16 protein-coding genes are annotated in these 19,617 nt (G+C 66.3%); 11 read left to right on the forward strand and 5 right to left on the reverse strand.

Going from position 1 to position 19,617, the window contains the following annotated elements; all coding sequences use genetic code 11:
* The 8 genes from E5554_RS13045 to E5554_RS13080 all read left to right on the forward strand — a co-directional run bounded on the left by E5554_RS13045 (position 1) and on the right by E5554_RS13080 (position 10,176).
* Entirely contained in the window at positions 1-1,896 is a 1,896-nt protein-coding gene (locus E5554_RS13045; RefSeq protein ID WP_136187028.1) for an XrtA/PEP-CTERM system amidotransferase, read from the forward strand.
* A gap of 43 nt (positions 1,897-1,939) precedes the next feature.
* Positions 1,940-3,310 (forward strand): sugar transferase, encoded by a 1,371-nt coding sequence (locus E5554_RS13050; protein ID WP_136187029.1) that lies wholly within the window; start codon positions 1,940-1,942, stop codon positions 3,308-3,310.
* Positions 3,311-3,312: 2 nt separating this feature from the next.
* Entirely contained in the window at positions 3,313-4,440 is a 1,128-nt protein-coding gene (locus E5554_RS13055; protein ID WP_136187030.1) for a glycosyltransferase, read from the forward strand.
* A 64-nt stretch (positions 4,441-4,504) separates the two neighbouring features.
* Positions 4,505-5,257 carry a methyltransferase domain-containing protein gene (locus tag E5554_RS13060; RefSeq protein ID WP_136187031.1) on the forward strand — a complete coding sequence of 251 codons (753 nt, stop codon included), beginning with the start codon at positions 4,505-4,507 and terminating at the stop codon, positions 5,255-5,257.
* 14 nt (positions 5,258-5,271) lie between these two features.
* A complete protein-coding gene (locus E5554_RS13065) occupies positions 5,272-6,555 on the forward strand; it encodes a hypothetical protein (protein ID WP_136188353.1) in 1,284 nt (427 codons plus the stop codon).
* Entirely contained in the window at positions 6,552-7,691 is a 1,140-nt protein-coding gene (locus E5554_RS13070; RefSeq protein WP_136187032.1) for a glycosyltransferase family 4 protein, read from the forward strand. Before E5554_RS13065 ends, E5554_RS13070 begins: the two co-directional genes overlap by 4 nt.
* Positions 7,688-8,434, forward strand: coding sequence for an FkbM family methyltransferase (locus E5554_RS13075; RefSeq protein WP_136187033.1), 747 nt, complete (start codon positions 7,688-7,690; stop codon positions 8,432-8,434). The genes E5554_RS13070 and E5554_RS13075 overlap by 4 nt, the downstream gene beginning before the upstream one ends.
* Complete coding sequence (locus E5554_RS13080) at positions 8,434-10,176, forward strand: MFS transporter (protein ID WP_136187034.1); 1,743 nt, start codon at positions 8,434-8,436, stop codon at positions 10,174-10,176. The genes E5554_RS13075 and E5554_RS13080 overlap by 1 nt, the downstream gene beginning before the upstream one ends.
* A 16-nt stretch (positions 10,177-10,192) precedes the next feature.
* Here the strand turns inward: E5554_RS13080 and E5554_RS13085 are convergent, their stop codons facing one another.
* Together E5554_RS13085 and E5554_RS13090 are read right to left on the reverse strand one after the other, a co-directional pair.
* Positions 10,193-11,881 carry an amidohydrolase gene (locus E5554_RS13085; protein WP_136188354.1) on the reverse strand — a complete coding sequence of 563 codons (1,689 nt, stop codon included), beginning with the start codon at positions 11,879-11,881 and terminating at the stop codon, positions 10,193-10,195.
* 8 nt (positions 11,882-11,889) lie between these two features.
* Positions 11,890-12,759, reverse strand: coding sequence for an NAD(P)-dependent oxidoreductase (locus E5554_RS13090; RefSeq protein ID WP_136187035.1), 870 nt, complete (start codon positions 12,757-12,759; stop codon positions 11,890-11,892).
* A gap of 97 nt (positions 12,760-12,856) precedes the next feature.
* On the opposite strand from E5554_RS13090, the gene E5554_RS13095 reads away from it, so the two are divergent.
* From E5554_RS13095 to E5554_RS13105, 3 genes are all read left to right on the forward strand, one after another.
* Positions 12,857-14,104 (forward strand): threonine ammonia-lyase, encoded by a 1,248-nt coding sequence (locus tag E5554_RS13095; RefSeq protein ID WP_004212176.1) that lies wholly within the window; start codon positions 12,857-12,859, stop codon positions 14,102-14,104.
* A 123-nt stretch (positions 14,105-14,227) separates the two neighbouring features.
* Positions 14,228-15,046 carry an arginyltransferase gene (locus tag E5554_RS13100; RefSeq protein WP_004212177.1) on the forward strand — a complete coding sequence of 273 codons (819 nt, stop codon included), beginning with the start codon at positions 14,228-14,230 and terminating at the stop codon, positions 15,044-15,046.
* A gap of 121 nt (positions 15,047-15,167) precedes the next feature.
* Entirely contained in the window at positions 15,168-17,714 is a 2,547-nt protein-coding gene (locus tag E5554_RS13105; RefSeq protein ID WP_136187036.1) for a GGDEF domain-containing phosphodiesterase, read from the forward strand.
* On the opposite strand, the gene E5554_RS13110 is transcribed toward E5554_RS13105, so the two are convergent.
* The 3 genes from E5554_RS13110 to E5554_RS13120 all read right to left on the reverse strand — a co-directional run bounded on the left by E5554_RS13110 (position 17,695) and on the right by E5554_RS13120 (position 19,616).
* Complete coding sequence (locus E5554_RS13110; RefSeq protein WP_136187037.1) at positions 17,695-18,072, reverse strand: VOC family protein; 378 nt, start codon at positions 18,070-18,072, stop codon at positions 17,695-17,697. The genes E5554_RS13105 and E5554_RS13110 overlap by 20 nt on opposite strands.
* A gap of 67 nt (positions 18,073-18,139) precedes the next feature.
* Positions 18,140-19,000 (reverse strand): RcnB family protein, encoded by an 861-nt coding sequence (locus E5554_RS13115; protein ID WP_136187038.1) that lies wholly within the window; start codon positions 18,998-19,000, stop codon positions 18,140-18,142.
* Positions 19,001-19,130: 130 nt separating this feature from the next.
* Positions 19,131-19,616 carry a GAF domain-containing protein gene (locus E5554_RS13120; protein ID WP_125987183.1) on the reverse strand — a complete coding sequence of 162 codons (486 nt, stop codon included), beginning with the start codon at positions 19,614-19,616 and terminating at the stop codon, positions 19,131-19,133.
* Position 19,617 lies beyond the last annotated feature (1 nt).

A 19,617-nucleotide genomic window follows, 5' to 3' on the forward strand; every position in this document is an offset into this window, starting at 1 on the left:
ATGTGCGGAATTGCGGGCATCTTCCATCTCGAAACGGCCAAGCCGGTCGATCCTGCGCGGGTGCGCGCCATGCTGGACGTGATGCCGCATCGCGGCCCGGACGGCAGCGGCATCTGGACCGCGCCGGGCGTGGGCCTCGGCCATCTGCGCCTGTCGATCATCGACCTTGGCGGTGGCGCCCAGCCGATGCTGACCGAGGATGAAAGCCTGGTCGTCACCTTCAACGGCGAAATCTACAATTTCGCCGAGGTTCGTGCCGAACTGGAGGCGAAGGGCCATGTCTTCCGCACCGACAGCGATACCGAAGTCATCCTGCATGGCTATCGCCAATGGGGCGAGGAGTGCGTGCAACGCTTCAACGGCATGTTCGCCTTCGCCCTGTTCGACGCGCGCGCCCAGTCGCTCTGGCTGGTGCGCGACCGGCTGGGAGTGAAGCCGCTCCATTATGCCCTGTTGTCGGATGGCAGCCTGATCTTCGGATCGGAATTGAAAAGCCTGCTCGCGCACCCCTTGCTTCGCCGCGCGCCGGACCTGAGCGCGGTCGAGGATTATCTCGCCTATGGCTATGTCCCCGACGATGCCTGCATGGTCGCGGGCGTGCGCAAGCTCGGGGCGGGCGAGACTCTGCGCCTGGTGCGCGGTCGTCCGCTGGCCCATCCGCAACGCTATTGGGACATCAGCTTTGCCGATCGCAGCAAGGCCAGGCCCGAGGCGCTGGAGGAGGAACTGGTCGCCATGATGCGTCAGGCGGTGCGCTCCCGCATGGTGTCCGACGTGCCGCTCGGCGCCTTCCTGTCCGGCGGCGTCGACAGCAGCAGTGTCGTGGCGCTGATGGCGGAGGCGTCGAACCAGGCGGTCAAGACCTGCACCATCGGCTTTGATGTCGCCAGCCTGGACGAGACCGCTTATGCCGACCGGATTGCGCGGCGCTTCGCAACCGATCACCGCACGCGCATCGTATCACCCGATGATTATGGATTGGCCGACACGCTGGCCTTCCATTTCGACGAACCCTTTGCCGATGCCTCCGCGCTGCCCACCTACCGGGTGTGCGAACTGGCGCGCGAACAGGTGACGGTGGCGCTGTCGGGCGATGGCGCGGACGAGGCGTTCGCCGGCTATCGTCGCCATCGTTTCCAGATGCAGGGGGAAAGGCTGCGTGGCCTGATCCCCGCGTCGGTGCGCGAACCCTTGTTCGGTACGCTCGGCCGCTATTATCCCAAGGCCGATTGGGCGCCGCGCCCGCTGCGCGCCAAATCGACCTTCCTCGAACTGGCCGGCGACGGCGGGGAAGCCTATGCCGCCTCGGTCGGGGTCACGCCCCATGCCCTGCGCCAGCGTCTCTTCAGCCAGGACATGAAGAGCCGGCTGGGCGCCTATCGCGCTGAGGATCGCTATATCAAGGCGATGGCCAATGCCCCGGCGCGCGACCCGCTCGACCGCGCCCAATATGCCGATATCCGCATCTGGCTGCCCGGCGATATCCTGACCAAGAGCGACCGGATGAGCATGGCCGTCAGCCTGGAGGCGCGCGAACCGCTGCTCGACCATCGGCTGGTCGAATTTGCCGCGCGCCTGCCGGTCGCCCAGCGTATCCGCGGCAATAGCGGCAAGTACCTCATGAAGAAGGCGATGGAGTCCTTCCTGCCGCAGGATATTCTCTACCGCCCGAAAATGGGCTTCGTGACCCCGATCAGCGCCTGGTTCCGCGGCGCGCTGGCGGGGGAGGCGACAGCGGTCGCCGGCGGCTCGGCGCTGGCCCGCACCGGCTGGTTCGACACGAAGATGCTGGCGAAAATCGCGGCCGACCATAAGGCCGGTCTATCCGACCATGGCCGGCTGCTGTGGCAAATGGTGATGCTCGACAAGGCGCTCGGCCGGCTGTTCGGCGCGTGATCCCCTTGCAACCGGCCCCGCCCGGTGCCAACGGGACAGCATAATGATCATGCAGGGCGCCTCATTGACTGTCTCAAAGGAAATTGTGCGGCTGCGCCTCTATGCGCTGTGCCTGGCCGGCGACATGGCGGGGCTGTTCATCGCCTTCCTCCTCGCCAACTGGCTGGTCGTCGGCGCCTTTCTGGGCGAACCGGGCAAGCCCCATGGCCTGGTGATGTTCTCGATGGTCGCGCCGCTCTATGCGCTGCTCGCGGTGCAGGGTGGTGCCTATGGCATCAATACGCTGGATCGCGTGCGGCGCGGCATCTTCCGCGCGCTGCTGGCGCTGGCGCAGGCGGCGCTGCTGATGCTGCTGATCGTCTATCTGGGCAAGATCGCCGAACAGCTGTCCCGTCTGACCTTCCTCACCGGCCTGCTGCTGGGCGCGGCGACGCTGGCGCTGGTGCGCCTGGCGGTTGCGCGCCTGGCGGTTAGCCTGCTGGGCGATGTCCCGCACCTCACCGCCGTCATCATGGACGGGGTCGCGATCGAGACCGGCGCCCATATGGAGGTGATCCAGGCGGACGCCGCCAATCTCCATCCCGAACGCCATGATGCCGACATGGCCGCGCGCCTGGCTGCTGCGGTCGGAATGGCCGAGCGCGTGATTGTTGCCTGTCCGCTCGAACGGATGGACGATTGGTCCGCGGCCTTGAAATCGCTGTCGGCGCGGGGTGAAATCGTCGTCCCCGAACTGCTGCGCTTCGCACCTGCGCGGGTGGACGAGTTTGACGGCCAGCCGACGATCATCGTTGCCGGTGGCCCGCTGCAATTCCGCGATCGCCTGATCAAGCGGCTGTTCGACATCATCGTCGCTACCATCGCCACCATCGCGCTGTCGCCCGTCCTGATCGGCGCCGCGTTGGCGGTGAAGCTGACCAGCCCAGGCCCGATCCTATTCCGCCAGCCGCGCATCGGCAAGGATGGGCGGCCCTTCTCCATCTACAAGTTCCGATCGATGCGGACCGAGGCGAGCGACCACAAGGCCGCAACGCTGACGAAGCGCGACGATGATCGGGTGACCCGCGTCGGCGCCTTCCTGCGCAAGACCAGCATCGATGAACTGCCCCAGCTCTTCAATGTGCTGAACGGCGACATGAGCGTGGTCGGCCCGCGCCCCCACGCCGCCGCCGCCAAGGCGGGCGACAGCCTCTATTGGGAGGTCGATGCCCGCTATTGGGAACGGCATTGCATCAAGCCGGGCATGACCGGCCTTGCCCAGGTGCGCGGCCATCGCGGTGCGACCGATCATCATCAGGATCTGATCGACCGACTCCAGTCGGACCTGGAATATGTCAGCGACTGGTCGATCTGGCGCGACCTGCGCATCATCGTTGCGACGCTCGGCGTGCTGGTTCATCACAAGGCTTATTAACCGTGACCAACCTGCTGCTTGCCCCTGTCCTGCTGGCCTCGTTGGTCGCTGTCGCCTGGCCCTTCCTCTTTTATCCGCTGATCCTGCGGATGCTGCCAACCCGCGCGGAAACACCGGTCGCCGGCCCGGTGCCCAGCGCGTCGCTGCTTTTCTGCGCCTATAATGAGGCGGGTGCGATGCCGGAAAAGCTCGCCAATCTGGCGATGCTGAAAGGCCGGCATCCCACGCTCGAAATCCTCGCCTTTGACGATGGATCGTCCGACGAGACCGCCGCGCTGATCGCGGCGCAGGGCGATCTGGTCACTTTGCTGCGCGGGCCGGGTCGCAGCGGCAAGGCGCATGGCATGAAATTGCTGGCCGCCCGTGCGCGCGGCGATGTGCTGATCTTCACCGACGCCAATGTGCTGCTGGATGCCGACGCGATCGATAATCTGCTCGCCCGCTATGCCGATCCCGATATTGGCGGCGTGCTCGGCTCGCTCCATTATCTGGGCGAGGGCGACAGTGCGACCGCCGCCGTCGGCTCGCTCTACTGGCGGATCGAGGAACGGCTGAAGGACGAGGAGTCGCGCACCGGCAATGTGCTGGGCGCCGACGGCTCGATCTTCTCCATCCGCCGCAGCCTCTATCCCGAATTTCCCGACAGCGTGCTGGATGACCTCACCGTCTCGATGGCGGTGGTGTTCGCGGGCAAGCGGCTGGTAAAGGCGAAGGATGTGATTGCGCGCGAGCGGCTGGTAACGGGGCGCAAGGACGAATATCGGCGCAAGGTGCGGATCGCTGCCCGCGCCTGGCACACGCACAGCCATCTGCGCCCGCAACTGCGCCGCATGGCCGCGATCGACCGGTTCAAATATGCCTCGCGCAAGATCGTCCGCTGGTTCGGCGGCGCCTTCATCCTGACCGGTGCGATCGCGGCCGGCGCGCTGGCGCTGCGCCTGTCGCCCATGCTCTACATGGCCGGCGCGATCGGCATCGCGCTGCTCGCCTGGATCGGCCTGCGCTCGCGCGGCGGGCCGCTTGCCGCGCTGGTCGATATCATGATCGCCTACGCCGCCACCTTGCAGGGCGTGCTCAAGGCGATGAGCGGCCGCACCGTCACGATCTGGAACCCCGCCAAATCGCGCTGATCCCCCCTCGCCAAAACCGTGTCATATTGTATAGGCCGGAAGCTGATACCGAGCGGAGAATGGCGTGATTACTGTCCAGCGGGTGGCCAAGGCCGCCGGCAAGCATCTGACCAAATTGGGTCTCGACCTGCGCAAGGCACTGGGCGCTTCCGCCAATCGCGGCTGCCCGGCCTGCGGCATGACGGTCGTCGGCTTCTTCCGCTATGGCGACAATGGCGAATGGGGCTGTCCCAATTGCAACGCGTCGCCGCGCGAGCGGCTGATGAACTATCTCCTCATGAAGGGCGTGCTGACCGTGCCGACCGATGGCGCGATCCTGCACATGGCCCCCAATGAAGGGAGCCTGGTCAAGCGCTTCTCGGCGGCGGCCGACTATGTCCCGGCCGATCTCGATCCCGCGCGCTATACCGTGCCCGGCATGCACAAGGTCGACCTGATGGCGCTGTCCGACAGCGATCGCTACGACCTCTTCTATGCCAGCCATGTGATGGAGCATGTGCCCGACGACATGGCCGTGCTGCGCAATATCCTGCGCGCGCTCAAGCCCGGCGGCGAAGCCTGGCTGATCGTGCCGCTGTGGGACAAGCCGACCGAGGATGGCAGTTTCGACATCCCCCCGCGCGAGCGCGAGCGCCGCTTCGGCCAGTGGGACCATGTCCGCCAATATGGCCTCGACTTTGCCGATCGCATCCGCGCTGCCGGCTTCGAGTTGGAGGAAATCGACGCGCGCGACATCGACGCCGACACGCGCCATTTCTATGCGCTCGATGATCGGCTGTTCCGTGCGCGCAAGCCGCTGGGAACTGCGACGCAGTGAGCATGCTCGCGCGGATGGAGGCATCCGCCCGCATCCTCGCGCTGGTCAAGCTCGCCAATGTCGGGCTGGTGATGATCTGGGGCTTTGCCGTCACCTTCGTCTTCGTGCGGGTGCTGCCGCTGGCGGAGTTCCAGGCCTTCCTGCTGCTCGTCGCCTTCGGCAATTTCACCATCTCGGCGGAGTTCGGCCTCACCAGCATCATCTATGCGCGCCTGCGCCGCTTCTGGCTGGGCAATGATGAGGGGGCGGCCGATGGCGGCTTCCGGCTGGAGGAAATGGGTGTCCTCTTCCTCTTCCTCGGGCTGCTGATTGCCGGCGCGGTCGCTATCCTGCTCGGTGCGCTGGCGCTGGGCGGGCTGCATACCGCCATGCCGATGCTGTTCCTGCTCTTCTTCCTCACCGCCTGCCTCAACCTGCCGGCTTTGCTCGCCAAGCGGGCGCTGGCGGCGATCGATGGCAATTTCCTGTGGGAAGGGCTGGATTGCGCCCGCCGCCTGGTGACGATCGGCCTGCTCGCGGCGATCCTGTTCGGGCTCGATCCGCGCCTGTCGGTCGCGCTGCAACTGGCCGTCAGTGTTCTGGTGATCGGCTATGCCATCGTCCATGTCCACCGCCGCCTCAATATGCGCCGCAGCCACTGGTTCGCCTTCCGCGTCGGCGGCGGTCATGTGCGCCGCCATTATCTGCGCGATATCGGCGCGTCAGCTGCCTTCACCGTCTCCGACATCGTCGCCTATAACGCCCCCTATTTCACCATCGCCATGGCCACCAGCGATGCCCGGCCGATGCTGCTGTTCGACTTCTTCTTCAAGATGTCGCGCTCGCTCTCGATGCTGGTGCGCGCCATGGTGGAGGCGGCCCTGCCGCGCATCACCCGCGCTTATCATGCCGGCGAAGGCGCGCGGGTGCGCCAGCTCCTGACCCGTGCGCTTGGCGCTGCGCTCTTCTTCGCGCTCGCCGGTTCGGCGCTGCTGATGCTGATCGGCGGATGGCTGTTCGACAAGCTGTTCGACGGCCGCGCCGCGATCGACCAGGCTGACCTTGGCCTCACCGCGCTGGCACTGATCGCGCTCTCGGTGGTTTGCGTCTCGGTCTATGTCCAGGCCGCGCTCGGCCGCTTCGCCCATCTGCTCCAGCGCTCGCTGCCTTTCCTTGCCGGTTCGCTGCTCAGTGTACCGCTCGCCGGTGCGTTCTGGCCGGATCGCTTCGATCTCGGCTTCCTCGGCCTCTATGCCCTGACCCTGATGCTGGCGGCTGGCCTGCATCTCGTCTCGCTGCGCCGGCTGGTGCGCGCATGAAGATCGCCATGCTCGATCCGTCGCTCTTCACCGGGCGCTATGATGACGGGCTGTGCGCCGGCCTGGCGCAGGTCGGCGCGGCCGTGACCTTGCTCGGCCGGCCGATGCGCGCTACCGATGCGATCGTGCCGCAGGGCTATAGCTACGCGCCGCGCTTCTTCCGCCACAGCGAGGCCCTGCGCGATCGGTTGGGGGAGGGGCGTGCTTTCCGCCTCGTCAAGGCGGCCGAATATGGCCTGACCTGCGCGCTCGGCAATCTTGATGCGATGACCGGCGCGGACGTGACCCATGTCCAGTGGTTGCCGCTGGCGCCGGCCGACCGGCTGATGCTCGATCGGCTCAGGGGGCGCACCGCGCTCGTCCACACCGTCCATAATGCCGATGCCTATCATGCCGACAGCGGCCTGCAGGGGCGCGGCTATCGCGCGCTGCTTGATCGCTTCGATGCGCTGATCGTCCATGGCGACACGACGCGCGCGGCGCTGGTCGGGCAGGGCGTCGATCCCGCCCGCATCCATGTGATGCCGCATCCGCCGATGCGCCTTGCACCCGCCACCCCGGCGGACCTCGCCGCCATCCCCGAACCCGCCGCGCCCCGCATCCTCTTCTTCGGCACGATCCGCCCTTATAAGGGCGTCGACCTGTTGGTGGAGGCCTGCCTGTCGCTCTGGCGCGCGGGTCACCCCTTCGAACTGGTGCTGGCCGGCAAGCCCTTCATGGATGTCGCCCCGATCCTCGATCCGGTCCATGCCGCCGGTTTCGGCGACCACCTCATCACCGATTTTGGCTTCCTCACCGAGCCCCGGCTAGACGCGCATATGAGGAGGGCCGACCTGATGGTCTTTCCCTATCGCCATATCGATTCGAGCGGTGCCTTCCTGTCGGCGCTGCACCATGGCAAGGCGATGGTCACCTCCGACGCCGGCATGTTCGGTACCTTGCCGGACGGCGTCACCACGCGGGTTCCGGCCGGAAATGCGGTGGCGCTTGGCCAAGCCCTCTTGCCGCTGATCGAAAGCGCGGCCATCAGGCAGGCAGCGGGTGCGCGGGCGCGCGCCTATGGAGATATTATGGGCAATTGGAAGGACATGGCCTTGGCGACGATGGATATTTACCGCCAGGTGCTGCGCGCATGAGCCGTTATGTCCGCGAATTGTCCGACCGCGCGCTGGCCCTGCGCCTGGCACTGGCCGGCCGCGTCCATCAATATCCCGAAATCCAGGCGCTCAAGCGCTTCCTGTCCGCCTTCGCCATCGACTGCCTGTTCGACGTCGGCGCCAATCGCGGCCAATATGCGACCATGGCGCGCAAGGATGCGGGCTTTGCCGGCACCATCCTCTCCTTCGAGCCGAACCCGGACGTCTTCGCCGAACTGAGCAAGGCCGCCGCGTCCGACCGCAAATGGCATGTCTTCAACATGGCCCTGTCCGATTTCGACGGCGCCGCCAGCTTCAACATCATGGCCGCCGACCAGTTCAGCTCGCTGAAGGCGCCGTCGGGCGCACAGGACGCGATCTTCGCCGATCGCAACAAGGTGACCAGGACGGTGGAGATGCAGTGCCGCCGGCTCGACAGCCTGCTGCCCGAACTGCGCGCCGCCCATGGCTTCGCCCGGCCCTTCCTCAAGATGGATACGCAGGGCCATGACCTGTCGGTCTGCGAAGGGGCGGGGAGCGTCATCGCCGACATGGCCGGCATCCAGACGGAACTGGGCGTGCGTCCCATCTATGAAGGCGGCACCGGCTATCGCGCGATGATCGACTGGCTGGAGGCGCGGGCCTTCGTCCCCTCCGCCTTCTTCGCCAACAACAAGGGCCATTTCCCGCTGCTGGTCGAAATGGACGGCATCTTCGTCAACAAGGCGCTGCTGGACAGCTGATGCCAGGGGGAATGCCCTTCGTCAGCGCGCGGCGCCTGTTCCTCGCCGGGGCGATCGGCCTTGCCCTGTGGCTGGGCGCGACCTTTCTGTGGCACGTGACCTGGCGTCAGGGTGTCAGCCTCGCCGTCATCCTGTTCCTGGACCAGGATTTTCCGGCGCTGATGATCGGCCTGTTCCTGCTGGCGCTGGCCACGCCCTTTGCCGAAGGGATCGGCTTTCGCTTGCCGCAACCGCGCGCGCGCATCATCGTGCCGATCATCGTCCTGCTGGGGCTCGCCGCCTGGGCCGGCCATTATGCCCTGTTCCAGGATTATTCGGTTTCCCGTGATGAAGAGGTCGCGCGCTTTGCCGCCGCCTATATGCGCGAAGGCCTGTTCGCCCGACCGATCCCGGTCGAATGGGAACCCTATCGCCGGGCGATCATGCCCGAATTCTTCTCACCCTTCGGCGCCGCCGATTACTGGACCGCTGCCTATCTGCCGGTGAACAGCGCGATCCAGGCCTTGTTCTGGCAGATGGGCGACCCCAATCTCGCCGGCCCGGTCTTGCTGGTGCTCGGCCTCTTCTCGCTATGGCGGGTGGCGCTGCATCTCTTTCCCGACCGGCCCGATGCCGTCTGGGTGACGATGCTGCTCGGCCTCTCCTCGGCCCAGCTCTGGGTCACGGCGATGACCCCCTATGCCATGACCGGCCATTTCGCATTGAACATGGTCTGGCTGGCGCTGGTGCTGCGCGGCGGCGTTGCCGGCCATCTGTCGGCCGGCGTGGTCGCGCTGATCGCGGCGGGCCTGCATCAATGGCATTTCCCGCCCATCTTCATCGGCCCCTTCATCCTCTGGATGCTGCTGGCGCGGCGCTGGACCGTGGCCGCCTTCCACGCGCTGACCCTGGTCGCGATCGTCATCGTCTGGGCCAAGATCTGGCCCGGATTCCTGCTTCATGCGCTGGGCGCGCCGACCGATGTGCGCCCCTCCGCTGGCGTCGCCGACAAGGTAGGCAGCCTGTTCCAGCGCCTGGGCGATCGCTGGCAGCCGCTGGTCAATCTCAGCCGCTATGCCGCCTGGAACAATATATTGATGGTGCCGCTCGCGGGCCTGGGCGTGCTGGCCATGCGCTGGCGCGATGCGATCCGCGGGCGTGAGATCGCCCTGCCGCTGGCGCTGGGCTGCCTTGCCGGGTGCCTGCTGGCGCTGGCGCAGGGCTATGGCTGGGGCTTCCGCTATGCCCATGGCTTCATCGGCCCCTTCTGCCTGCTGGGCGGTCTTGGCTGGGCGCGCTTCCGGCCACAGGGGGCGATGCGGCCGATCTTCATCGGCTTCGTGGTGACGCTGCTGACCGCCGGCTTCCTGGTCTGGCGCACCCATGTCTTCGTTGAGCCCTATGCCGCCAGCCACCGGATGATCGACGCCTCGCGCGCCGACGTTGTGCTGGTCGATCCGCGCGGCGGCCTTTACGTCACCGATCTGGTGCGGGGGCGTAACGGCGTGCCGGGTAAGCCGATGGTGATGAACCTTGGCATGCTGACGCTCGATCAGGTGGATGAGCTGTGCAAGACCTATGTGGTTGAGCTGTTCGACCGCGCCGAATTCCGCCCGCTCGGCGTGCCGCTGGCGCGCTGGAACCTCGGGCGCATGGACACGCTGCGCGCCCATATGAAGCTGGCCGGTTGCGATCGCCCGGTCCAGCCGCCGTTGCCGGAGACGATCGACGACGCCATGAACGCCGCCGACAACGCGATGTGAGCGGCCGGTGAAGGGGCTATTGCCCCTTCACATAGACCCGCTTGCCGTTGATCCAGGTTTCCAGCACCTGCGTGCCGCGAATGTCGGTCGGGCTGGCCGTCTCGATATTGCGATCGATCAGCAGGAAGTCCGCCCGCTGCCCCGGCACCAGGCTGCCGAACTTCTTCTCGGCAAAGCCGGCAAAGGCCGCCTGCCGGGTAAAGCCGTCCAGGGCCGCCTCGAAGCTCACCTTCTGCTCGGGCATCCAGCCGCCGGCCGGCTCGCCCCTGGCGTCCTGTCGCGACATGGCGGCGGCAATGCCGGGGAAGGGATTGGGGCTTTCGACCGGCACGTCGGAACCGAATGCCAGCGGCACCTTATTGTCCAGCATCGCCTTCCAGGCATAGGCGCCCTTCAGCCGGGCCTCGCCCAGCCGCGCCGTCGCCATGCGCCAGTCCGACGTTTCATGCACCGGCTGCATCGACGCGATCGTGCCATAGCGGGCAAAGCGCGGCAGGTCGGCCGGATCGATGATCTGGGCATGTTCGACGCGCCAGCGCCGGTCGCCGCTATAGGTGTCCGACATTTCCTGGATCGCGTCGAGTATCTCGCCATTGGCGGCGTCGCCGATCGCGTGGACCGCAACCTGGAAATTGTCCATCGCCGCCCGGCTCATGATATTGCGCAACTGGGTCGACGGAATCATAGGCAGGCCGCGCTGGCCCGGCGCATCGCTATAATCCGCCTTCAGCCAGGCGCCGCGTGACCCCAGCGCGCCGTCCAGCAACAGCTTGATCCCGCCCATGCGCAGATGATCGTCATACAGCCAGGGCGTGGGTTCCGGCCCGGCGATCAGCACCATATTGTCGAGGCCATAGGCATAGGACATGATCCGCACGCGCAGCGCGCCGCGATCGGCCGACCGGCGGAAGGCCTGCCAATCCTCAATGCTGGTGCCCATGTCGGCAATGCCGGTGATACCCACCGCCAGCAGCGCGCGCTGCGCCTTTTCCAGCGCATTGTCGCGATCCTTGGGGGCAGGGGCGGGAACGACCTTCTGGATCAGGTCCATCGCCTTGTCGACGAAGACGCCCGCCGGCTTGCCCGCCGCCATCTCGATCCGCCCGCCAGCCGGCGCCTTGGTCGTTGCGCTGACGCCGGCCGCGCGGATCGCGGCGCTGTTGGCCCAGCCGGCATGGCCGTCGATCCGCTCCAGCCAGACCGGAATATCGCCCACGGCCGCATCCAGTTCGGCGGCGGTCGGGAACCGGCCCAGACCCCATGTCTCCTGGTTCCAGCCGGTGCCGATGATCCATTTGCGGCCGGTATTCTCCTGCGCATAGGCGCGGATCTTCGCTTGCGCCTCGGCCAGCGATTTCGTGTCGGACAGGTCCAGCGTGATCAGCGACAGGCCAAACCCCATGACATGGCCATGCGCGTCGATCAGGCCGGGGATCAGCGTCTTGCCGCCTGCGTCCAGCTTGAAGCTCGGGCCTTTCGGCCGCTCGGGCCAGGGCTGGCCGCGCTTGGGCTTCTTGGGCTTATATTCGGGCTCCTGATAGCGGCCCTGGATCAGCTTTTCGACCTTGCCCTCATCGTCGATCATCAGCGCGCCGAAATGGACGATCTTGCCATCCGGTCCGATGGCGATGCCGTTCACATTGTCGATCACGCCCGACGCATAAGCGGGCATCGGCAAAGCAAGCGCGGCGATCGCCGCCAGCATCATCTTCCTCATGCGCGGGTGATCCGCCGCACCAGCGCGCTGGTATCCTGCCGGTTGCCGCCCATCGCCTGCACGTCGGCGTAATATTGATCGACCATCGCCGTCACCGGCAGGGTCGCGCCATTGGCCCGCGCTTCCTCCAGTGCCAGCCCCAGATCCTTGCGCATCCAGTCCACCGCAAATCCGAAATCGAAACTGTCCTGCGCCATCGTCTTCCATCTATTGTCCATCTGCCAGCTTTGCGCTGCGCCCCCCGAAATCGCCTCGAACACCTTGTCCAGGTCCAGTTCCGCCGCCTGGGCAAAGCGCATCGCTTCGGCCAGGCCCTGCAGAACGCCGCCGATGCAGATCTGGTTCACCATCTTGGTCGTCTGGCCCGCACCCGCCTTGCCGACATGGACGATGCGTGCGGCATAGGCCTGCATCACGATCGTCGCGGCCGCCACTGCCGGGGCGGACCCGCCGCACATGATCGACAGCCGGCCATTTTCGGCGCCTGCCTGCCCGCCCGACACCGGCGCATCGACGCAGTGCAGGCCCAGGCTCTCGCCCTCGACGGACAATTGCCGGGCAATGCGCGCCGACACGGTCGTATGGTCGATGAACAGGCCGCCCGGCTTCATCGTGCGGAACGCGCCTTCGCGCCCCAGCGTGATCTGGCTCAGGTCATCGTCGGTGCCGACGCAGCTGATGACGATGTCGGCCTCCTCGGCGGCCTTGGCCGGACTGATCGCGACTTCGCCGCCATAGGCCTCGGCCCAGCTCTTGGCCTTGCCGATCGATCGATTGTAGACGGTCAGATGATGCCCCGCCTTGGCCAGATGCCCCGCGATCGGGCCGCCCATGACCCCCAGGCCGATAAACGCGATATTAGCCATACGCCTCGTACATTTCGTGCGTGCAACCAAGCCATAGGGCCAGTTTTCGGCAAGTGCCAGTTTCTTCACCGGCAATTTTGCGTTAGGGCGCTGCGCCATGAACACGCTGAGCAAGATAGAGGGCGCCCTGCCGCTGCCCGTCACCGTCGATGACATCCTTGCGGCCCGGACACGCATTTCCGGGTCGATCGTCAAGACGCCGACGCTCATTAGCCAGACCTTCTCGCAAATGCTTGGCTGCAACGTCTATCTGAAGTTCGAAAATCTCCAGTTCACCGCCGCCTACAAGGAACGCGGCGCGCTCAATCGTCTGCTGCAACTTGATGAAGCGGCCAAGGCCAAGGGCGTGATCGGCGCCTCGGCTGGCAACCATGCCCAGGGCCTTGCCTATCATGGCAAGCGCCTTGGCGTGCCCGTCACCATCGTCATGCCCACCACCACGCCGATCGTGAAGGTCACCCAGACCCAGGGCCATGGCGCCACCGTCGTCCAATATGGCGAGAAGTTCGACGACGCCTATGCCCATGCCCGCAAGCTGGAGGTGGAGCAGGGCCTGACCTTCATCCATCCGTTCGACGAGCCCGACATCATCGCCGGCCAGGGCACGGTCGGTCTGGAAATGCTGGAGGATGCGCCGCAAATCGACACGCTGATCATACCGATCGGCGGCGGCGGCCTCTTCTCGGGCATCGCCACCGCGGCGCGCGCGATGAAGCCGGACATCCGCCTGATCGGCGTGCAGGCGGAACTCTATCCGTCGATGTATGACTTCATAAAGGGCGCGGACCTCGCCTGCGATGGCGACACGCTGGCCGAGGGTATTGCGGTGAAGCAGCCGGGCGAACTCACCCGTCGCTTCGTCGAGCGTCTGGCCGACGATGTGCTGCTGGTCACCGAACGCCGGCTGGAGGAGGCGGTCAGCCTGTTGCTCCAGATCGAGAAGACGGTGGTGGAGGGCGCCGGCGCGGCCGGCCTGGCCGCGCTGCTCAGCTATCGCGAGCAGTTTGCCGGTCGCAATGTCGGCCTGATCCTGACCGGCGGCAATATCGACACCCGCCTGCTCGCCAATGTGCTGCTGCGCGATCTCGCACGCTCGGGCCGTCTCGCCCGCCTGCGCATCATCCTGCAGGATCGGCCCGGCGCGCTGTTTCATGTCGCCCGCATCTTCGACCAGGAAGCGGTCAACATCCTGGAGCTGTCGCACCAGCGCATCTTCACCAATCTGCCGGCCAAGGGGCTCAGCCTCGACGTCGAGTGCGAGACCCGCGATGGCGCCCATCTCCAGCGGCTGATCACGGCGCTGGGCGCGGCCGGTTATGAGGTCGCGCCGATCGAGGTTGCCTGATTTTGGGACATGCTTAACCATCGGTAAAAATTTCGTGGTAAATGACCTTTTCATGGTTGGGCCGGGACGGCATAGTCCGACCATGAAAAGGCACATTCGCATGACTGAATCGGGGGGAGAGGCATGAGCGCACCATTCCGCTTTCCGCGTTTCTTCGTGACGAACCCCAGCCCTTGCCCCTATCTGCCGGGCAAGAGCGAGCGGAAGGTCTTCACCGAACTCAACGGCGACAATGCCTCGGAACTCAATGATGCGCTTGGCCGCATCGGCTTCCGCCGCAGCCAGAATGTCGCCTATCGCCCCAGCTGCGCCGATTGCTCGGCCTGCGTGTCGGTCCGCGTCGTCGCGCAGGAGTTCAAGCCCAATGCGACGCAGCGCAAGCTGATCCGGCGCAACAGCGACCTCGTCGTCACCGCCTGCAAGCCCTGGTCGACCGAGGAGCAGTTCGAACTGCTCCAGCGCTATCTGCGCGCGCGGCATCCCGGTGGCGGCATGACCGAAATGGACGAGATGGACTTTGCCGACATGGTCGAACAGACCCCGGTCGAAAGCCATGTCGTCGAATATCGCCTGCCCGGCGAGGATGGCCGCCCCGGCAAGCTGGTCGGCGCCTGCCTGACCGATCGCCAGGGTGACGGCCTGTCGATGATCTACAGCTTCTTCGACACCGAACTGGAAGATCGTCCGGGCCTCGGCAACTTCATCATCATGGATCATATCCAGCGCGCTGCCCGCGCGGGCCTCGCCTATGTGTATCTGGGCTATTGGGTCGATGGCTCGCAGCGGATGCAGTACAAGATCCGCTATCGGCCGCTCGAAAAGCTCAGCCGTGCCGGCTGGGTCCGTTTTGATCCTGAGGAGCAGGCGCAGGCGATCCGGGTCGTCATGCCGCGGGACGAGCCGCCGCTGCCGGTCGAACTGGCCGCCATTCTGCGCCGCTGACGGCGCAGTTTCTGTAAATTACAGATTCCCGATCGTTCCGGTTACGTGCAGGCTTGTTTAAGCTTTTCCTGCATCATCGCTGCCATGAGGAACAGGGCGGCACGGCAATCGGGGATGGGCGATGGATCGTTTCGCTGATCGGCGCTTTGCCGATGGTGCCCGCGAGCTTGGCGGGCCTCCAGCCCATATGCCGTCCGGCGCCAGCGTCGCGCACAGGACATTATCGTCCAAGATCAAGCATGTACGCCCGCCCGTCATTCACTGGTTCGCGGATTATCGCGGTCGCCTGCTGACCTACTGGGTCGAGGGCGAGGTGCGGGGCGGGGGGCTTCGCATGGGGCTGATGCGCCATGGCTGGCGCAAGGGCTTTGATTCGGTCGATATCGGGATCATCATACGGGCCGCCGCCGCGTCGTCGCAGCCGGAACCGCTGGTCGTTCGCCTGCGTTGCGCAGATGGCGCAAGCCGCTGGTGCCTGCTCCGCATGACGCGGCAGGCAATGCCCGCAGGGGCATGGCGCTGGTATGGAACGGTCGAGGATATGCATGATCGTCGCGACAAACAGGCTGAACTGCTGGAAACCGCGCTGGCGGAAAGTCGCGAACATCATCGCTGGTCGGTAGAACTCAGCCCCCAGGTTCCCTGGACCGCCACCCCCGATGGCGCGATCGAGGAGGTCGGGCCGCGCTGGCGCGATCTGACCGGCAGCTCGCCCGAACAGGCGATGGGCGCCGGCTGGATCAACGCCCTGCATCCCGACGACATGGACCGGACCCTGGCGCTATGGCGCGAGCGGCTCCAGTCGGGCGATCCGGTCGATGTCGATTATCGCCTGCGCCTGCGCGACGGCAGCTATCGCTGGATGCGCGCCCGCGCGGCCGCACGGCGCGATGGCCGGGGCGCGATCATCCGCTGGTATGGCACGCTGGAGGATATCCATAATCAGAAGCTGGCGCAGCAGGCGGTGGCCGAGAGCGAGGAGCATTTCCGCCTCGCGGTGCAATCGGCGCGGCTCGGCATCTGGGACTATGACGCCCGTTCGGGCCAGCGCAGCTGGTCGGCGGAATTCCGGGCGATGCTGGGCCTGACGGCGGATGCGCCGGCGACCACCGAACTGGCCCTGTCGCTCGTCCATCCCGATGATCGCCACAAGCTCAAAGCGATGATGGACGGCGTCGCCGCCAATGTCCTGCCGCCCCATTTCGAGGCGACCCTGCGCGTCCATCGCGCCGACAATGGCGCACTGCGCTGGATCCGCAGCACCGGCTGGGCGACGCGCACGGAGGTTGGCCAGTTGCGCCGGATCATTGTTACCTTCCTCGACGTCACCGAACAGCGCGATGCGGAAGAACGTATCCGCTGGGCTGCCACCCACGATCCGATGACGCGGCTGCCCAACCGGACATTGTGGCAGGGCGTGCTGGAGGAACTGGCGGATCAGGCGCGCCCGACCGGCGCGGGCTTCGGCCTGATGCTGTTCGACATCGATGACCTCAAGCGGATCAACGATTCGCTTGGCCATGACGCGGGCGATGCGCTGCTCTGCGGCTTTGCCGAGCGGCTGGCCGCGGCGGCGCCGGCCGATGCGGTGGTCGGTCGCCTGGGTGGGGACGAGTTCGGCCTGATCGCCGCCTCGCTGGTGGATAGTGCGACGGTGCAGGCCTGCAGCCAGGCGATATTGGACAAGATGCGGGTGCCCTTCGCTTATCAGGGGCAGTTGCTCGAAGCCGGGGTCAGCGTCGGCGGCGCCGTGTTCGGCGAACATGGCGACGATGCGCATGAACTGTTCAAGGCGGCCGACCTGGCGCTTTATGCGTCGAAGGCGAGCGGTCGTAGCCGGCTCACCATGTTCCATTCCCAGTTGCGCGCCGACGCGCAGCAGCGCAGTTCGATGATCCATATGGCCCGCCAGGTGATCGCCGAGCGACTGGTCGAACCCTATTATCAGCCCAAGGTCGACATGCGCAGCGGGCAGGTGCTGGGCTATGAAGCGTTGCTGCGCTGGCAGCATCCCCGGCTCGGTGTCCAGGCGCCCGCCACCATTGCTGCCGCCTTCGAGCATGGCGAACTGGCCATCCGTCTGACCGACCTCATGCTCGACGCGGTGCTGCACGACATGGCGGCCTGGCTCGGGATGGGCTTCGATCCCGGCCGGGTGGCGGTCAATGCCTCGGCGGCGGATCTGCTGCAGGCCGATTTCGCCGATCATGTCCTCGCCCGGCTGGATCAGCATGGCGTGCCGGCTCAGAATTTCGAGATCGAAGTGACCGAGTCGGTCTTCCTCGGCCGCGGCGCCGATCAGGTCGCGCGCGCGCTTGATCGGTTCGCGCGCGGGGGGGTGCGTATCGCCCTCGACGATTTCGGCACCGGCTTCGCCTCGCTCAGCCATCTCAAGCAATATCCGGTCAATGTGCTGAAGATCGACCGCAGCTTCGTCAGCCATGTCGACAGCGATGCCGGCGACGCCGCCATCGTCGACGCCGTCATCAAGCTGGGCAGCAGCTTCCGCATGGAGGTGGTGGCCGAAGGCGTGGAGACCGCCGAACAGGCCGCTTTGCTGCTCCAGCATGGCTGCCATATCGCGCAGGGCTATCATTATGGCCGGCCGCAGCCTGCCGCGTCGGTGCTCGCCGCCCGCGGCGCGGCGCCTATCGCGCCGAAAAAGTGACCGCCTCTATCTTGTTGCCGTCGGGATCGCGCACGAAGGCGCCATAATAATGCTCGTCATATTGCGGCCGCACGCCCGGCGGCCCGGCATCGCTGCCGCCCAGCTCCAGCGCCAGCCGATGAAATCCATCGACCGCGTCGCGATCGGCCGCGACGAAGCAGATATGGATGCCGTTGCCCGCGCTCGCGGGCGCGCCATCGACCGGTGTCTCGACGCTGAACACCACGTCGGTCACGCCATAGTCGAGCGAATGGGGATGGTCGCGCAGGCTGCGATAGCCCAGCAGCGCCATCAGCGGGTCGTAGAAGGCCCGCGCCCGCGCCACATCATTGGTGCCCACCGATACATGATGCAGCATTGCTGCCACTCCCGTCATCTGATCTAGCCCGTCAACGCACTAACCCATGGTCGCGGTTCCGGACGGTTCAGCGCGGCGCGGCCTCGGTCGCATAGCGGGTGGTGGCCTGGGTCGTGCCGTCGGGATTGATGATGATGGTCGTCACCAGCGGCGGCGGATAATAGAAGCCGCCCGAAATATAGCCTCCCGGCGGCAGGCCGGGCACCGGCGGAGCGGCCGACACGACGGTCGTGGTCGCCGGCTGGTTCGACCAGTGCGTGCCGCTCGTCGCCGCCACCGGTGCTGCCGGAGCCGTTGGAGCCGCCGCAACCGTCGTCACCGCCGTCGCGCTCGGGCTGACGGCGCTGCTGGCATAGGCGGGCGCATCATAGTCCACGCCGGGGCGGCTGGACGGGGCAGGCTGCGCCGCGGGGCTATAGGTCACCATGTCGTCGGGCGCGCTATAGCCGGCCTCGCCACCGGAACTTGCGATGACGGCCGGCTGCGCCGCACCCTCTTCATAGCCGCCCTCATAGCGCGACCAGTCGATGCCGCTGCGCACGTCGCGCACCCGGCCATATTGGTCGGTCATCACCGCATCGTCATAATAGCGCGACCAGCCATAGCCGGTGGTCGGCGCCGGCAGGCCATAGACGCCATAATTGGCGATGAACAAGCGCGGATGGACCCAGTAGGCGGGCAGGGCGAAGCCCACGCGTGGCCGCTGATAGCTTTGCCAGCCGCCCGGCGCGGCCCAACCGGCATACCAGCGCCCGTCATAGCGCGGCCCCCAGCGATGGGCGGTGGCAGTCGTTGTCGTCGCCGTGGTGGTGGTGCGGACCACGCTGGTGCCGGACGTCGCTGGCGCCTGCGCGGCAACCGGCCCCGAAAGGCTGGCGATCAGCGCCATGGCGCTGCTGGCGAAGAATAAGCGCGCGGCCATCATCATGCTCCCTGTTCCTGCAGGGGCGTCAGGCCGCCCGCACGGTCATCATGCTAACGCGGAAATTAGCATGACGATCCGTGCAACGCCATGTTCGGCTTATGAAATCCTGTCCCGGAACGGGGCAGGGCGGCGATCAGCCGATGCGGCCGGCGATCCGCGCGACCAGTTCTTCCAGCCCCTGCTGGTCGGCACTGTCGAACCGGGCGGGGCGGGGGCTGTCCAGGTCCAGCACGCCGATCAGCCGGCCGTCATGCACCACCGGCACGACGATCTCGGACGCACTCGCCGCGTCGCAGGCGATATGGCCGGGGAAGGCATGGACATCGGCCACCAACTGCGTCTCGCGCGTCTGCGCGGCGGTGCCGCACACGCCGCGGCCCAGCGGGATGCGGATGCAGGCCGCCTTGCCCTGGAACGGGCCAAGCACCAGCTCGTCCTCGACCATGCGATAGAAGCCGGCCCAGTTGAGGTCGGGCAGGAACTGCCAGATCAGCGCCGACAGGTTCGCCATATTGGCGACCGCATCGGGCTCGTCACGGGTCAGCGCGTCGGCAGCGGACAGAAGATCGGCGTAAAGCGTCGCCTTGTCGGCGTCGGCAGCGGGGGCGAAATCATACATG

This window comes from Sphingobium sp. PAMC28499 (genome assembly GCF_004795815.1).
Lineage (GTDB): Bacteria > Pseudomonadota > Alphaproteobacteria > Sphingomonadales > Sphingomonadaceae > Sphingobium > Sphingobium yanoikuyae.

Excerpts from the sequence above, each read along its gene's own strand:
- E5554_RS13070 (WP_136187032.1), top strand. The coding sequence starts at position 6,552 with ATGAAGATCGCCATGCTCGATCCGTCGCTCTTCACCGGGCGCTATGAT.
- E5554_RS13050 (WP_136187029.1), top strand. The coding sequence starts at position 1,940 with ATGATCATGCAGGGCGCCTCATTGACTGTCTCAAAGGAAATTGTGCGG.
- E5554_RS13120 (WP_125987183.1), bottom strand. The coding sequence starts at position 19,616 with ATGTATGATTTCGCCCCCGCTGCCGACGCCGACAAGGCGACGCTTTAC.
- E5554_RS13045 (WP_136187028.1), top strand. The coding sequence starts at position 1 with ATGTGCGGAATTGCGGGCATCTTCCATCTCGAAACGGCCAAGCCGGTC.
- E5554_RS13065 (WP_136188353.1), top strand. The coding sequence starts at position 5,272 with ATGGAGGCATCCGCCCGCATCCTCGCGCTGGTCAAGCTCGCCAATGTC.
- E5554_RS13075 (WP_136187033.1), top strand. The coding sequence starts at position 7,688 with ATGAGCCGTTATGTCCGCGAATTGTCCGACCGCGCGCTGGCCCTGCGC.
- E5554_RS13095 (WP_004212176.1), top strand. The coding sequence starts at position 12,857 with ATGAACACGCTGAGCAAGATAGAGGGCGCCCTGCCGCTGCCCGTCACC.
- E5554_RS13115 (WP_136187038.1), bottom strand. The coding sequence starts at position 19,000 with ATGATGATGGCCGCGCGCTTATTCTTCGCCAGCAGCGCCATGGCGCTG.
- E5554_RS13080 (WP_136187034.1), top strand. The coding sequence starts at position 8,434 with ATGCCAGGGGGAATGCCCTTCGTCAGCGCGCGGCGCCTGTTCCTCGCC.
- E5554_RS13090 (WP_136187035.1), bottom strand. The coding sequence starts at position 12,759 with ATGGCTAATATCGCGTTTATCGGCCTGGGGGTCATGGGCGGCCCGATC.
- E5554_RS13085 (WP_136188354.1), bottom strand. The coding sequence starts at position 11,881 with ATGCTGGCGGCGATCGCCGCGCTTGCTTTGCCGATGCCCGCTTATGCG.
- E5554_RS13105 (WP_136187036.1), top strand. The coding sequence starts at position 15,168 with ATGGATCGTTTCGCTGATCGGCGCTTTGCCGATGGTGCCCGCGAGCTT.
- E5554_RS13100 (WP_004212177.1), top strand. The coding sequence starts at position 14,228 with ATGAGCGCACCATTCCGCTTTCCGCGTTTCTTCGTGACGAACCCCAGC.
- E5554_RS13110 (WP_136187037.1), bottom strand. The coding sequence starts at position 18,072 with ATGCTGCATCATGTATCGGTGGGCACCAATGATGTGGCGCGGGCGCGG.